The following is a 14,511-nucleotide window of genomic DNA, read 5'->3' on the forward strand; positions in this document are numbered from 1 at the left end:
AGCCGGAGCATTCAGAAAAGGATCAGTGGAATCAAAACGGTTCACCCTTCAAAGCTTCCTTTCTTTACTTTTATGAATCCGAGGTGGACGATGTTTAAAATTATTATATTGCTGCTCTTCTTGCTTCTGATGTATCTTTTTCTAAAGGGGGAAAAAAGAAGTGTAAGACTGGCTATTCTCTCTTACTTTTCTTTATTGTCTATCGTTTTTCTGCTTGGACTCTATTACCTTACCTCTAAGTATCATTTAGAAGAGGGCCCTGTCTTAGAGGGAGGATTTGAAAGCCTTATGCAATGGGTAAGTGTATTTTCATACTTATACATCATTCCTTCCTTCATTATTATTGCGTACAGGATATTCAGGTTCATTTCAAGCTTAATTGATCGGAATTGGCTAAGGGGTGTTATGCTTCTGTTTTTGATCGCTGTATTAGCTTGTGTTGGGTATGTATCATTTTTTATATTCGTCTTAATTTTTTACGGATTTGCTCCCTAAATGATGTGATGGTGAACGGTTAATTGTCATTTCAAAAGAGAAATGGGACAGGGAAAAGAGACAGACATTTTAAAGATAAAAAAATAATTTGGTAAGCTTTAAAAATAAAACAGCTGGAGATAAACGATTCGTTTTTCTCCAGCTGTTTTTGTCTGTTTTTTTATCAGCGGGATATGGAAGAGAAGCCCTGCTGTTTGGAGACTCACTTTATTTCGGTATACGAATCTTTTTTCGTGACCTGATAGGTGAAATATGTTAGACTACGTTTTACTGACTTTGTAGTCAATATGAGAACTTATCAGACATAAGGTGGATGGAACGATGAATGAAAAGAAGCGGAAGATACTGCTGGCTGCGATGAAGCTGTTTTCCAAGAAGAGCTTTCATCAAACGTCGATGCAAGAAATTGCTAGCATTTGCGGTCAATCAAAGGGAAGTCTTTATACGCATTTCAACTCCAAAGAAGAACTGCTGTTCGAGATTTTTGTTTATTACTTTCAGCTTCTGGAGGATAAATTAGTTATGGCAAGACAGCGCCGCTTTAAAAGCGATAATGAACAGTTTATTCATGAAGTGGCCATTCAAATGGAGCATTATTACGAGTTTCAGGAATTCTATATCATGCAAATGAAAGAAATTCGCAGATTGGATGATTCAGCGCTCAATCTCTATATTCGAAAACAAAATGGGAAACAGCTCCAGCATATTGAACAAAATATCATAATGATTTACGGAGAAGCCGCGCGGAGGTATGCATCAGATCTTGCCTGCTCTTTAACGGGCATGATGGTCGCTTACATGAAATGGATGAAGGAAAAGCAGCTATCTGTTCCGTTTATAGAGCTTTCCCGGTATTTGATCCGCCAATTAAATGGGATATTTACCGTTCTGAAGGACAGTGACGCTTCTCCGATTTTTAAAGAATCACTTTTTTTCAAAGCTGGCCAGCAAGAGACTCGGGAATCGATTCATCCGTTAGTATATGTGAATAAGATTAGAATTCAGTTAACAAACAGCCAGTCACTCGGAGAAGCGCGAGGGGTTGCGTTAGAATCGATTGCTCTTTTAGAGAAGGAATTAATGGAGATTAGTCCAAAAGCAGCCATTGTAAAAGGCATGCTGGCCAACTTGAAGGAAATTGCCTGTGTAAAACCATTGGTTGCCGAGCTGGAGAGAACCATTCGGCAAAATAAAAGGTAATGGAAAGAAGGCGTTAAAATGAAATTCAAACAAAGCAGCGAATTTCCTTTATATATATTGATGGTGAACATGTTTATTGCCATGACTGGAATTGGTGTCATTATTCCGATTATGCCTACGGTTATCCAGGAATTTGGTGTGGGCGGGAAGGCGTTTGGCTTATTAATTGCTACGTTTGCATTCGCTCAATTTCTTTTTTCACCGCTTGCCGGCGATTTGTCCGATAGACTCGGACGCAAGAAAACGATAGTATTCGGGCTTGTGCTGTTTTCATTCTCACAGCTTCTCTTCGGTTTAACCAATCAGTTATGGCTTTTGTACGTATCAAGAGTTCTTGGAGGAATGGGCGGTGCCTTTATGATTCCTTCCATGATGGCCTATGTCGCCGATATCACGACAATGGAGAATCGGGCCAAAGGAATGGGGCGATTGGGAGCGTCCATGTCCTTAGGTTTTGTGATTGGCCCAGGAATCGGCGGCTTCTTATCAGAATTTGGCTTAAGGGCGCCTTTTTTTATAGCCGCAGCTGTGGCGGCACTATCGGCAGTCGTATCTGTCGCTTTTCTGCCGGAAACTCGGCAAGCTGCCCATTTCTCAGCTGACGCCAAGAAGAGGGACAGTTTGTGGAAACAGCTGATTCTTTCAGTCAAAACCCCTTATTTTGCCCTGTTAATCATGATGTTTACTTTGTCATTTGGTTTAGCTAACTTCCAATCGACGATCAGCTTATTTGCGGATATAAAATTCGGCTTTGAGCCTATGGACATCTCGGTTTTAATGGTGACCGCCGGAATGATTGGGGTGATCGTGCAGGCTTTTGTTCTTGATCGTACTTTAAGACGATTCGGTGAAATTCCTGTGATGAACGTAAGCTTGGTAGCTGCGGGCTTTGCTATGCTCTCACTTTTGCTAGCCCAAGGATTCTGGTCCGTTATGGTGATCTCGTCTGTGTTCTTTATCGCGGCCTCTCTTCTTCGTCCGGCGATTAATACGATGGTGTCCAAAATGGCTGGTGATGAACAAGGTTTTGCAGCCGGCATGAACAATGCCTATATGAGTATTGGAAATGTGATTGGCCCAGCTCTTGCCGGGACATTGTTTGATATCAATATGGGGCTTCCTTACGTGTTTGGTGCGCTCATTATTGCAGCATGCCTTTTGATTAGCCTAAAATGGGCGAAAACAAGAAAAGCGGCAGGCGGTTCCCAGAGCCGGATCGGATACAGTGAACGTGTTCGTTAATCGCCATTAAAGAAACAGCCAGTTTGGCTCTGCACTGGAGCTAAGCTGGCTGTTTCTTCTGTTTTCTGTTGCAGCCATGCAATTCTAGCGGTTTAACAGTGCAGTGATCAGCCGTTTTACATAGAAAGCTGAAGAAACATCAGGAGGAAAGAAAGCTTATGATAAAAAGGATTGGAAATCGGCAGTTGCCGCGGCGGATTAGCCGAGAGCCAATATTCTATGAAGCAAGCCGATGAAACGGTTTGTTTCGGCGGCAGGAGCTGCTTATCTATTCTTTTATTCATAGGTTTCCCGCTGAAACGGCCGATTCGACTGAATGTTCGTTTCTTTTTGCCTGAAGAGGAGCCAAATCAATAAACTTAAGCTCAAAGCAACGAATTCCAAGGTCAATATATACCAAGGGTAAGGACCGAGAACATCCAGAAGACTGGCGTTTTCGGGTTTGCGGGCTATATATAAGTAATTACCGTCAACTAGCAGGTTCACAATGAAGATGACAGGCAGGAGAATATTTAAGAAGGCCATTGTTTTGACGACAGAATAAATCGTTGGCCGGAAGCCTTTCACCCACGTGAAATAAAACGGAACTGAAAAAATCAGCAGATGGGTAATAAAAAAATGAAAAAAGCGGAAATGAGGAAAATCATAGTTTAAAAATGGCGTAAACAGCGCTTGAGACGCGCCTAATAATCCAGTAAATAATGACACTTCATAAATTATTTTCTTTCTGGTAATTAATAAAGCGGCTGTTAAAAACAGACCGATGCTGCACAGCTCAAGCGGCAAAGCATGGCTCGCATCCCAGCTGCTGCTGACGATCATCCATAGCTGGTACACAGCTTCAAGAACCAGGAGAAAAACAGCGAGAGCGATTTCCATAATTCTGAAGCGGGGCGCTCTTAGCTGTTGCCTAAACTTATAAATGCTGCCCACAAGCAGGAGCATACAGAGCAGCACTATAATATGGCTGGTTGAATACATTTGAAAGTCGAACTCTTTATAGCTACTGCCAAACCAATCCATTCTTTTTCCCCCTTTCTTTTCAAGATTAACATATTTTAAAGCAGCTAAGTGCTAGACTGCTGATTTTATTATAATATTCTAATGTTAAATCAGCGTTAAAATAGCGGATAAAGGATGTGAATTATTCTTAATATTGTTATAATATTGATGAAAGAAGGCAAATGAATAAGGGGTGCTGCGACCGATGGCGAAATATATAGTGTTTGACTTTGATGGAACTCTGGCGAATTCTTTGAAGGTATTTCTTGCGGCTTACAATCAATTGGCTGAGAAAGAAGGCTATCGCACCGTTCAAGAATCCGAAATTGACCGGTTGAGCAAGATGACGATTCCTGAACGCTGCCGATATTTAAACTTTCCAATTAGAAATATACCGTTCGCTGCGCCGAAGTTATACCGCTTTGTCAGAGAATCGCAAAATGATCTGAAGTTCTTTCCGGGCATAAAGGAACTTCTTGATGAGCTGAAAAATCACGGCTATCGGCTGGCGATCATATCGTCCAATGCCAAAGACATTATCGGCCGATCATTAGAAGCGCATCAAGTGAATTATTTTGACGATATTTTATGCTCCAAATACATTTTCAGCAAAGATAAAATGCTAAAGAAACTGCTGAATAAATACAAATTAAAGCCATCTGATGCGCTATATATTGGAGACGAGGAACGGGATATTTCCGCTTGCAACAAAGTAGGAGTAAAAGTGATTTGGGCAGGCTGGGGATATGATGACGAAGAAGTAGCGTTAAATGCCAACCCCGATTATATTGCCAATGAACCGGCTGATGTATTGCCGATATTATTAAAATGGAATATTTCGTGAAAAGCTGCCGAACGGAGCAGCTTTTCCTTCTTTTAGGCAGGCGGGGCTAGCTTTTGTTCTTTCTTTCATCAGTGAGGATCACTGATGAAAGCTGCCTTTATCTCTCCTTCAAGGATGAGAGGAAGACGAGGCCTGAGCGGGAGATGAACACTAACGAACAGACAGCGGAGAGAAAAAACAGCGCTCCCGCTGCTGGAAGGGCCGCATACACTAAGGGAGGCTTGGACTATGTTAGAAGACATCTATCAGCTTTTAGAAAATAACTTTCAGGAGACGGTTCAAATAAGAAGGCATCTGCACCAGCATCCTGAACTTTCCTTTGAAGAGGTGGAAACTCCGCGGTTGATCGCTGAATTTCTCGGAAATCTGGGGATTGATATTAGAACAGGCGTGGGCGGCCGCGGAGTCGTCGGCTGTATCCGCGGAGAGAAACCGGGGAAGACGGTCGCGCTGCGGGCAGACTTCGATGCCTTGCCTCTTCAGGATCAAAAGAATGTGCCTTACCGGTCGAAGGTGCCGGGGAAAATGCATGCTTGCGGCCATGATGCCCATACAGCTACGCTGCTTTCCGTTGCGAAAGTGCTGCAGGAAAAGCGCCATTTGCTTGAGGGGAACATTGTGCTAATCCACCAGTTCGCGGAAGAGCTTGTTCCAGGAGGAGCGAAAGCGATGATTGAAGACGGCTGTTTAGACGGAGTGGACGCGATTTTTGGTACGCATTTATGGACCACCATCCCCGTTGGAAAAGCCGGCTTTACTTCCAAAGCCATCATGGCAGCAGCTGACCGGTTCGAAGTGGAGATAATCGGCAAAGGGGGCCATGGCGCAATGCCCCATGAAACCATCGATCCGATCGTCATCGGAACGAACTATGTGCAACTGCTTCAGCAAATTATTAGCCGATCGGTCAGCCCGTTGGATTCCGCTGTTATATCGGTCGGCACGTTTCACGGAGGGGATGCCTTTAATATTATCGCCGACCAAGTTTCCATTACAGGAACGGTCCGAACGTTTCAAGAAGAAACGCGAAAGGCCGTTCAGGTAAAAATGGAAGCGATTCTGCGGACGCTGTGTGAATCAGCAGGAGCCAGCTGCCATTTTCGCTATCAGCCCGGCTATCCGTCCGTCATCAACCATGAGCAGGAAACGTCGCTTGTTCAATCAGCGGCTAAAGAGATTCTTGGGGAGGATCACTGTTTTATTACAGAGCCATTAATGGTAGGAGAGGATTTCTCTTATTACTTGCAGGAAGTGCCTGGCGCGTTTTTTCTAACAGGTGCAGGAAATATCCAGTCAGGGGCCAAATATCCTCACCATCACCCGCTGTTCGATATTGATGAGCGGGCCATGCTCCACGCGGGAAAAATTCTAGCTGCGGCTGCCGTTCGCTTTTTAATGGAGAAAAGTGAGCGGAAGTAAAAAAACTTTTCAACCACCATTTGTTTCTGTATAGTATTTACAGTAGATAAATTAAAGAAGAAGGAAGAGTTTTATGATTATTAAAAACGATAAAGAGCTTCAGGCTCTGAAAAAAATTGGCAAGATTGTTGCTGAAATTCGTGATGCGATGCGTGCGGCCACAAAGCCGGGCGTTACGACGAAGGAATTGGACCTTCTCGGTGGAGAATTATTTAGCCGTCACGGAGCCGTTTCCGGACCGAAAGACGAATATGATTTTCCGGGATTTACTTGCATTAGTGTCAATGACGAGGTAGCTCATGGCATTCCGGGAAAGCGCGTCATTCAGGAAGGGGATTTGGTGAACATCGATGTTTCCGGTTCGTATGACGGCTACTTTGCTGATACGGGAATTTCTTTCGTCGTTGGCAAAGGAGACCCGATTTTAACTAAATTATGTGAAGCCGCAGAAAGTGCTTTTGAGAGAGGCTTGCTGAAAGCAAAAGCGGGATCTAAGCAAAATCAAATCGGGAAAGCGGTCATCAATGAAGCTCACCGCCAAGGATTTACCGTCATCAAAAATTTAACAGGACACGGCGTCGGCCGCTCGCTTCATGAAGCCCCAGATCATATATTAAATTATTTTGATCCTTGGGACAACGCTCTTCTGAAGGAGGGAACGGTAATTGCTTTTGAACCGTTTATTTCCACAGGGGCAGAGATGATTGTTGAAAGCGGTGACGGATGGACGTTTAAAACGCCTGACGGCAGCAAAGTGGCACAAATAGAACATACGCTTGTCATTACCAAAGGTGAGCCGATTATTTTAACAAAATAATGAGGATGAAGTAAAGAGGACTGACCCCTTGCGCAATCACTTAAGCGAAAGTATGAACTTTTGCTTACAATAATGGGGGCCAGGCCCTTTTTTATTGTGGAAAGCTCCGAAATAGAGTATCCTTAATGGATAGCTGCATTCAGATTAAGTAAAGGGGTTTGACTCGTTGCTAGATTACAAGTTATATGAACATTCCAATTCAGAAGAATACGTGGTTCTCATTCATGGGATGGGCGGGAACTCTAGTATTTTTTACAGTAATTTAAAAGCTTTAAAGAGGCATTTTAATATATTATCTGTTCATCTACCCGGGCATGGAAAGTCTCCGGGTGTAGAAGAATTAGGGCCTTTCAGCCTGGAAACAGTGGCGGGGGAAGTAATCCGGCTCATGGATTATTTAGTCATTAAAAAGGCTCATTTTATCGGGATTTCTCTCGGGACAATTATCATACACTATATTTTAAAAATCTCTCCGGACAGGGTACGATCAGCGGTTATGGGCGGGGCGATTACGAAATTTAATTTATTTTCTAAAGTACTGGTGCAAGCAGGAAAGCTTTTGAAATCTTTTACTCCGTTTTTGTGGCTGTATAAAATATGTGCCTATCTTATTATGCCGGGAAAAATGAATCGGAGATCACGCACATTATTTGTGAATCAAGCAGCTAAAATGAAAAGACGTGATTTTTTGGCATGGTTCCATTTAGTGGATACAGTTGAGAATGTGTATGGCGGAGTGCCAGAGTCCTCCAAAGGCATCCCTAAATTATATATCTCAGGCTCGGAGGACCATTTGTTTATCAAACAGCTTGACCGGGATATTGCTCAGGATCCCTATGCTTCCATGAAGTCTATTCAAGGCTGCGGACATGTCTGCAATGTCGAAAAGAGCAAAGAATTTAATGAAGCGGCAATCCAGTTTTTGCTGGAAAGTGAAAGGAATATTAAGCAAGCTCAATAGAGAGCCGGCTAATTGTCAAGAAGAGCTATACATCTGAAGTGTTTGTCTGCAATAAAAAGGGGCTTCCGACAGTCGTTGGACGGGCCCTTTTTAATGCTTTGATATCATAAGTGCCTTCTAACCGCAGTTTTTTCTTTCATCCCTGCTGATGAAAAGAAGAACAGAGGCTAGCATCGCAGCGCCTTTGTCATTTGCATCTTGCAGGCCTGAGTGAATCGGGGATTTCGCTGCGTGATCCTCCGCTGAGCCTTTCAGCTGCTGTTTCATTTTCAAAGCGGAGTCTTATATGAAAGATAAATCGTAATTATTACTATTTACAAACCGTAATCATTACGATATAATTTCCAAGTCAGTGTTAAATAAGAAGGAGGATCGGGATGAAACGATACATTCATTTAACTGTCTTTCTGTCAGTTATGATGATCCTGGCTGCGTGCGGAGGCAAGGAAAACGCAGATAATAAAAGAGACGGAAAGCTAACTATTTATACAACGATTTATCCTTTAAGTTATTTTACCGAAGAAATAGGGAAGGAACATGTGGATGTTGAAAGCATTCTGCCGGCTGGAGCGGATGCGCATACTTTTGAACCGACTTCGAAGACAATGATCGACATTGCTGGCGGAGACATGTTTATATATAACGGGCTTGGATTGGAGCCGTTCGGTGATAAGGTGAAAGAAACAATGAAAAGCGAATCCGTTAACGTGTTAGAGGTTGGAAAAAGCATGGATTTGACCGCTCTTCAAAAAGATCATCATAAAGTCCTGAAGCAGCAGGATCATTCTGAAGAAGAGCAGGTACACAATCATGAGGACGGCCACCATCACGGTTCTGCAGACCCGCATGTTTGGATTGATCCAGTATTATCCATCGAGATGGCTGAAACAATTAAAGATGAACTGGTGAAACTGCAGCCAGAAAATAAAGCGAAGTTTCAGCGCAATTACGAGGAGCTTAAATCCAAGCTGGAAAAGCTTGATCAAGACTTTCATGAAATGGCTGAAGGGGCGGCTCATAAACAGTTTCTCGTCTCCCATTCCGCCTTCGGATATTGGGAAGACCATTACGGCATCGAGCAGATCGGTGTGGCGGGATTGTCGCCTGCAAACGAACCGTCACAAAAACAGCTCAAAGAGATCATTGAGACAGCAAAGAAACATCGGACGAAGTTTGTAATCTTTGAGCAGAATATTACGCCTAAAGTGGCGCAAGTCGTGCAAAATGAAATTAACGCCAAAGCGCTGCACATTCATAATGCAGCCGTGCTGACGGAGGAAGATAAAAGAAATAAGGAAAATTATTTCACTCTGATGGAAAAAAATATTCAAACTTTGAAAAAAGCAATGGAATAATCGCAATAAAAAATGCTTCTTCGCCTGGCGAAGAGCATTTTTTATTGGCCATAACCGGCTTTGCGCGATTTTGGAATACGGGATTTCCTTGGCATACTTTTCCTCAAGTTTGGGAAGATAAACAAAAGGAACAGTTTTTGAGGAGGGAAAGGACATGTCGAACAAATCTCATCAACCGATGTGGAAGGAAGAAGGAAGCGCTCCTTCATTTCCTGCTTTAAAAGAAACAGCGTTTGCTGATACGGTGATTGTCGGCGGCGGGATCACAGGAATTGTCAGCGCCTATTTGCTGACCAAAGCTGGAAAGAAGGTCGTGTTATTGGAGTCCACGAAGCTCGTCAACGGGACGACGGGCCATACGACAGCTAAAGTGACGTCTCAGCATAACCTGATATATGACCAGCTGATACAAACGATTGGCGAGCAGCAAGCGCGATTATATTATGAAGCGAATCAGGAAGCGCTGCAATGGGTTAGGCGCGTCATTCAAGAAAATAAGATCGACTGTGATTGGGAAGATGAAACTGCGTTTGTTTATACCAACGCTGATAAAGAAACCGAGACGGTTAAAAATGAAGCAGAGAGCTATAAGCAGCTGGGGATTGCCGGCTCATTGACAGATACAATGCCATGGAAAACGCCTTTTAAGGAAGCGGTTTCCATGGAAGGCCAAGGGCAATTTCATCCGCTGAAATTTTTATCTCCCCTCATTCAATATATTACAGAAAACGGCGGAGAAATATATGAATCGACGGTAGCCAAAGACATCGAAAAAGGGGATCGGCAAACAGTCATCACGAAAGATGGAGCCAAAGCAATTGGAGATCATATCGTAATCGCCAGTCATTTTCCTTTTTATGATGATGGGTTTTATTTTGCGAAAATGCATGCTCAGCGTTCCTATGTGATTGCGATTAAACCGAAAACGGCTTTTCCGGGCGGCATGTATATTACAGCTGAAACGCCAACACGCTCTGTTCGAAGTGCCCGCTTGCATGGAGAAGAGGTGTTATTAATTGGCGGGGAGGGGCATAAAACCGGTAAAAAACAAGGAACTGAAGAAAATTATCAGGCTTTAATCAATTTTGCTGAAAAAGAATTTGGCATTGAACAATTGCTGCATAGCTGGTCGGCGCAGGATTTAGTGACGCTGGACAACATCCCGTATATTGGGCGGCTCAGAAAAGACGAAAATATTTATGTGGCCACAGGTTTCAAAAAATGGGGGATGACATCAAGCATCGTATCGGCTCTGCTGCTGTCTGATCTAATTTTAAACAAGCAGAATCGTTATGCCGAGCTGTTTTCTCCTGAGCGCTTTACAGCGGACCCAAGCATAAGAAACTTTGTTAAACAAAACAGCGATGTGGCCGGCACCTTTATTAAAGGAAAGCTTGATCGTTTATTTAGAGAACAAGAAGCGCTTCCTCCCAATAAAGGAGTCGTGATTAATTGGGAAGGAAAGCGCGCTGGTGCTTTTAAAGAAGAAGACGGGACTGTTCACATTGTGGATACGACATGCACTCATTTGGGCTGTGAATGCGAGTGGAATGAAGCGGAACGCACTTGGGACTGCCCGTGTCACGGCTCGCGCTTTGCTGTTACGGGTGAGGTGGTAGAAGGCCCAGCCATTGAACCGTTAAGAAAAATAGGAAGAGATTAATATTTAATAAAAAACGCCGATTGCTAATGCTAAAGGGTCTGGGACATAACTAAATTTGCTGTCATGAAAGCCGAATCATTGTGTTTAATAAAAAACATGAAAAAAATAAAGCCGAACTATTACGAAACTCTAAAGGAGAGTTCTAAATAATAGTTCGGCTTTTTTATTAGCTTAAAACCATTTGTCCCAGCCTCTTCTTATTAGCTCTTGCAAGATGGATTTTAGATGATGCCGATGACATCCAGAAATACGATTATAATCACAACGGGAACGACGAAGCGCAGCAGCAGGAGCCACAGGGCGAACCAGCTTTTAATATTGCCGGCTCCTTTGGACAGCTCATCGTATAAAAGCTGCTTATTCATTTTTAATGGAATAAAGATCGCAATTAAAAAGGCCCCAATCGGCATTAAGAGGTTGCTCACAAGAAAATCAGCCGCATCAAAAATCGTTTTATTAAAGATCACGACCTCGCTCAATACGCCAAATGATAAAGCGGACGGGATACCGACTAGGAAAATAAGCAGTCCGGCTAACCAGGATAAGCTCTTTCGTTTTGAACGGTCTCCTTTAGCGATCGAAGCAACAATGATTTCCAGCATAGAAAAGGCCGATGTCAGTGTCGCAAATAAAAATAAAGCTAAAAATAACATTAAAAATACGATCCCGAAAGGAATTTGCTGGAATATTGATGGCAGTACAATAAATAAAAGTCCTGGACCAGCTTCGGGCTCTACTCCTAATGAAAAGACTGCCGGAAAAATAGCTAAGCCTGAAAGCATGGAAATGATCACGTTCAGACCGGCGATTGACAAAGCGGACTTACCGAGATTTTGCGTTTTATCTAAGTAAGAACTGTAAGTGACCATCACGGACACCCCAACACTCAATGAAAAGAAAGACTGTCCTAAAGCAAATAGTACATCTTTGGATGAAAGCTGAGAAAAATCAGGCTTTAAAAAGAATTCAACGCCGGCTGCGGCATTATCAAGCGTAAGTGAACGGATGATAATCGCGATAAAAATGAGAAAGAGTGCCGGCATTAAATATTTATTGGCCGCTTCAATCCCGTTTTGAATTCCCCGCGATACGACGATAATGGTAATAAATAAGAAGGCCAATTGAGCGCCGACAGACCAGAACGGCGAGGCAATCGATTCAGCAAACAAGGCGCCATAATCTTCGGTGGCATGCAGCTGACCGGTGAACCCTAACAGCAAATAGTGCAATATCCAGCCTCCGATGACACTGTAGAAGGACAATAGGATAAAGCAAGTGATGACCCCGATATATCCAGTGACGGGCCAAAAAGATTTAGGGGCTATATGCTGATAAGCTCTAATCGCTTCTTTCTGTGAACTGCGCCCAATGACAAATTCCCCGAGCAGTAAAGGAAGTCCAATTAAAGCAGTAAATAAGACAAAAAGAAGAAAAAAAGCTCCGCCGCCGCTCGTTCCCGTTACGTAGGGAAGCTTCCATATCGCTCCGATCCCAATTGCAGAACCGGCTGAGGCTAATATAAAGCCAATCTTTGATGTCCATTGTTCTGTTTGATTCATACGTTTAAATCCCCATTTCTCTTCCTATTATTTAAACATCATATAATAGTTTATTTAAATAAGAAAGAATGTATTTGAATTTCTTGAAGAAGATGATCCGTTTTGTCCGGCATAGAAGCTGCCGCAAGACCTCCGCTTCCCAATGAAATGGCTAAGCGGAAAGCAGCGAAATGGCAGATTCGTTCAGGCCTGCACGACACAGATTGCAACGGGACGCGGCGTGTGGTGTTAGCCTCTTTTCTTCTCAGCAGCGGGGGACGAGAGCAATCCGCCGCCGTTTGAAGCTTTACTTAATTGCGGCATATGATTGGGAAAATTCATCGGTCAAGCGTACAATGAAAGAATAGCAGCAGTTGGTGAAGAGGAGGAGAAACGATGAATGAATGGGAGGAGCGAGCAGACCGCATAGTAAAAAAGCAAAAGCAATTCTTTCAAACAGGCGTGACAAAGGATCTGTCTTTTCGAACGCGGGCGCTGCAGAGCTTGCGAGAAGCCATCCAGCGATATGAACAGCCGCTTCTTCAAGCGCTTTATCATGATTTACGAAAAAGTGAGTTTGAGGCCTACGGAACAGAGATTGGCTATACGTTAGACAGCGTGAAGCATGCCATTCAGAATTTGAAGAAATGGGCGGCTCCCACAAAAGTGCCGACACCCGCCTATCATTTGCCGGCGAAAAGCTGGATACAATCAGAGCCGTATGGTGCGGTGCTGATTGTTGGCCCGTTTAATTATCCTTTTCAGCTAGTGATCGAGCCATTGATTGGAGCGATTGCAGCCGGTAATTGTGCCGTCATTAAACCGTCAGAAGCTACGCCCCACGTCTCTGCTTTGCTGGCAAAAATGATGAAGGAAACATTTGAGCCGGAATTTGTACAGGTAGTGGAAGGGGAGAAAGAAATCACTTCGGCGCTCCTTCATGCGCCGTTTGACTATATTTTCTTTACTGGAAGCGCTAAGGTGGGCCGGATAGTAATGGAAGCCGCCAGCAAGCATCTTGTTCCGGTCACTCTTGAACTTGGAGGGAAAAGCCCTGCGATTATTGACCGGACGGCTAATTTGGAAGCAGCGGCCAAACGCATCGCTTGGGGGAAATTCGTGAATGCCGGGCAAACTTGTGTAGCTCCTGATTATTTGCTCGTTCACCACAATGTGAAAAAGGAGTTTCTTCACAAGCTGCAGCAAGTGCTTTTCGATTTTTACGGAGCGGCTCCGCAGAAAAGTCCGGATTACAGCAGAATCGTCAATGAAAGCCACTTTGACAGACTGGCAGAAATGATTGAACGGAATCGTTCCAAAGTCATCTTTGGCGGAGAGATGGATCGGGAAGATTTATTTATATCCCCGACTATGATTGATGAGGCCAGCTGGGATGACGCTTGCATGCAGGAGGAGATATTCGGTCCTGTATTGCCGGTGCTGTCTTATCACGAACTGAATGAAGCGATCGCACAAGTGAACCGTTATCACCCTAAACCGCTGGCTCTTTATATATTTACGGAGCTGGAAGCGGTGGAAGAGCGTGTATTGCAATCCATTGCATTCGGAGGAGGCTGCGTGAATGATACACTATCCCATGTCGCCAATCCGTATTTGCCGTTTGGCGGCATTGGTCCCTCAGGGATGAATAGCTACCATGGAAAATACAGCTTTGATGCTTTTTCTCATAAAAAAAGCGTCTTAAAAAAGAGCACAAAATGGAATCCTTCATTTATTTTCCCTCCCTATAAGGAAAAGGTGAAATGGCTGCGTAAGCTGATGAAGTAATTGGTTCGGCATTGCTCTTTGATTATGCTTTTTTCTTTAGCATGACTATAGGATATGTACCATAATAAGCAAGAGGAAACCCCAAATTGTGAGGGTTTCCTTTATTTTTTTATTACAGAGCCATTTTCAAAAAAAGAGTGCCTCGGTACCGACCCCCAAAAGTTAGATTAATAAATCTAACTCTTGG

Annotated in this window: 12 protein-coding genes; 9 read left to right on the forward strand and 3 right to left on the reverse strand. The window is 43.5% G+C overall.

All coding sequences use genetic code 11. The annotated features are described in order from the left end of the window. Positions 1–816 precede the first annotated feature (816 nt). Entirely contained in the window at positions 817–1,695 is an 879-nt protein-coding gene (locus tag CEF20_RS06665) for a TetR/AcrR family transcriptional regulator (RefSeq protein ID WP_100331067.1), read from the forward strand. Positions 1,696–1,713: 18 nt separating this feature from the next. Then, positions 1,714–2,937, forward strand: a complete 1,224-nt coding sequence (locus CEF20_RS06670) for an MFS transporter (protein WP_100331068.1) — start codon at positions 1,714–1,716, stop codon at positions 2,935–2,937. 116 nt (positions 2,938–3,053) lie between these two features. On the opposite strand, the gene CEF20_RS16550 is transcribed toward CEF20_RS06670, so the two are convergent. Together CEF20_RS16550 and CEF20_RS06675 are read right to left on the reverse strand one after the other, a co-directional pair. Continuing rightward, positions 3,054–3,221 (reverse strand): hypothetical protein, encoded by a 168-nt coding sequence (locus CEF20_RS16550; RefSeq protein WP_157796210.1) that lies wholly within the window; start codon positions 3,219–3,221, stop codon positions 3,054–3,056. Continuing rightward, the gene (locus CEF20_RS06675) at positions 3,214–3,960 is read right to left on the reverse strand and encodes a YwaF family protein (protein WP_100331069.1); all 747 of its coding nucleotides are present in this window, start codon (positions 3,958–3,960) and stop codon (positions 3,214–3,216) included. Before CEF20_RS06675 ends, CEF20_RS16550 begins: the two co-directional genes overlap by 8 nt. 184 nt (positions 3,961–4,144) lie before the next feature. On the opposite strand from CEF20_RS06675, the gene CEF20_RS06680 reads away from it, so the two are divergent. The 6 genes from CEF20_RS06680 (at position 4,145) to CEF20_RS06705 (ending at position 10,998) form a co-directional block, all read left to right on the forward strand. Then, positions 4,145–4,783 (forward strand): HAD-IA family hydrolase, encoded by a 639-nt coding sequence (locus tag CEF20_RS06680; RefSeq protein ID WP_100331070.1) that lies wholly within the window; start codon positions 4,145–4,147, stop codon positions 4,781–4,783. A gap of 228 nt (positions 4,784–5,011) precedes the next feature. Next, positions 5,012–6,202 carry an amidohydrolase gene (locus tag CEF20_RS06685; protein ID WP_100331071.1) on the forward strand — a complete coding sequence of 397 codons (1,191 nt, stop codon included), beginning with the start codon at positions 5,012–5,014 and terminating at the stop codon, positions 6,200–6,202. Between the two features lie 73 nt (positions 6,203–6,275). Next, the gene (map, locus tag CEF20_RS06690) at positions 6,276–7,019 is read left to right on the forward strand and encodes a type I methionyl aminopeptidase (RefSeq protein WP_100331072.1); all 744 of its coding nucleotides are present in this window, start codon (positions 6,276–6,278) and stop codon (positions 7,017–7,019) included. Between the two features lie 166 nt (positions 7,020–7,185). After that, on the forward strand, positions 7,186–7,980 hold the full coding sequence (locus CEF20_RS06695) for an alpha/beta fold hydrolase (RefSeq protein WP_232713388.1): 795 nt from the start codon (positions 7,186–7,188) through the stop codon (positions 7,978–7,980). A 377-nt stretch (positions 7,981–8,357) separates the two neighbouring features. Then, a complete protein-coding gene (locus tag CEF20_RS06700) occupies positions 8,358–9,335 on the forward strand; it encodes a metal ABC transporter solute-binding protein, Zn/Mn family (RefSeq protein WP_100331073.1) in 978 nt (325 codons plus the stop codon). 154 nt (positions 9,336–9,489) lie between these two features. Further along, positions 9,490–10,998, forward strand: coding sequence for an FAD-dependent oxidoreductase (locus CEF20_RS06705; protein ID WP_100331074.1), 1,509 nt, complete (start codon positions 9,490–9,492; stop codon positions 10,996–10,998). 221 nt (positions 10,999–11,219) lie between these two features. On the opposite strand, the gene CEF20_RS06710 is transcribed toward CEF20_RS06705, so the two are convergent. Continuing rightward, on the reverse strand, positions 11,220–12,557 hold the full coding sequence (locus CEF20_RS06710; RefSeq protein WP_100331075.1) for a sodium-dependent transporter: 1,338 nt from the start codon (positions 12,555–12,557) through the stop codon (positions 11,220–11,222). A 375-nt stretch (positions 12,558–12,932) separates the two neighbouring features. Here CEF20_RS06710 and CEF20_RS06720 point away from each other — a divergent pair, with 375 nt between their 5' ends. After that, positions 12,933–14,324 carry an aldehyde dehydrogenase gene (locus CEF20_RS06720; RefSeq protein ID WP_100331077.1) on the forward strand — a complete coding sequence of 464 codons (1,392 nt, stop codon included), beginning with the start codon at positions 12,933–12,935 and terminating at the stop codon, positions 14,322–14,324. Positions 14,325–14,511: the final 187 nt, after the last annotated feature.

The sequence above is a fragment of the Bacillus xiapuensis genome (assembly GCF_002797355.1).
GTDB lineage: Bacteria > Bacillota > Bacilli > Bacillales > Domibacillaceae > Bacillus_CE > Bacillus_CE xiapuensis.

Excerpts from the sequence above, each read along its gene's own strand:
- CEF20_RS06665 (WP_100331067.1), top strand. The coding sequence starts at position 817 with ATGAATGAAAAGAAGCGGAAGATACTGCTGGCTGCGATGAAGCTGTTT.
- CEF20_RS06670 (WP_100331068.1), top strand. The coding sequence starts at position 1,714 with ATGAAATTCAAACAAAGCAGCGAATTTCCTTTATATATATTGATGGTG.
- CEF20_RS16550 (WP_157796210.1), bottom strand. The coding sequence starts at position 3,221 with ATGAATAAAAGAATAGATAAGCAGCTCCTGCCGCCGAAACAAACCGTT.
- CEF20_RS06675 (WP_100331069.1), bottom strand. The coding sequence starts at position 3,960 with ATGGATTGGTTTGGCAGTAGCTATAAAGAGTTCGACTTTCAAATGTAT.
- CEF20_RS06680 (WP_100331070.1), top strand. The coding sequence starts at position 4,145 with ATGGCGAAATATATAGTGTTTGACTTTGATGGAACTCTGGCGAATTCT.
- CEF20_RS06685 (WP_100331071.1), top strand. The coding sequence starts at position 5,012 with ATGTTAGAAGACATCTATCAGCTTTTAGAAAATAACTTTCAGGAGACG.
- map (WP_100331072.1), top strand. The coding sequence starts at position 6,276 with ATGATTATTAAAAACGATAAAGAGCTTCAGGCTCTGAAAAAAATTGGC.
- CEF20_RS06700 (WP_100331073.1), top strand. The coding sequence starts at position 8,358 with ATGAAACGATACATTCATTTAACTGTCTTTCTGTCAGTTATGATGATC.
- CEF20_RS06705 (WP_100331074.1), top strand. The coding sequence starts at position 9,490 with ATGTCGAACAAATCTCATCAACCGATGTGGAAGGAAGAAGGAAGCGCT.
- CEF20_RS06710 (WP_100331075.1), bottom strand. The coding sequence starts at position 12,557 with ATGAATCAAACAGAACAATGGACATCAAAGATTGGCTTTATATTAGCC.
- CEF20_RS06720 (WP_100331077.1), top strand. The coding sequence starts at position 12,933 with ATGAATGAATGGGAGGAGCGAGCAGACCGCATAGTAAAAAAGCAAAAG.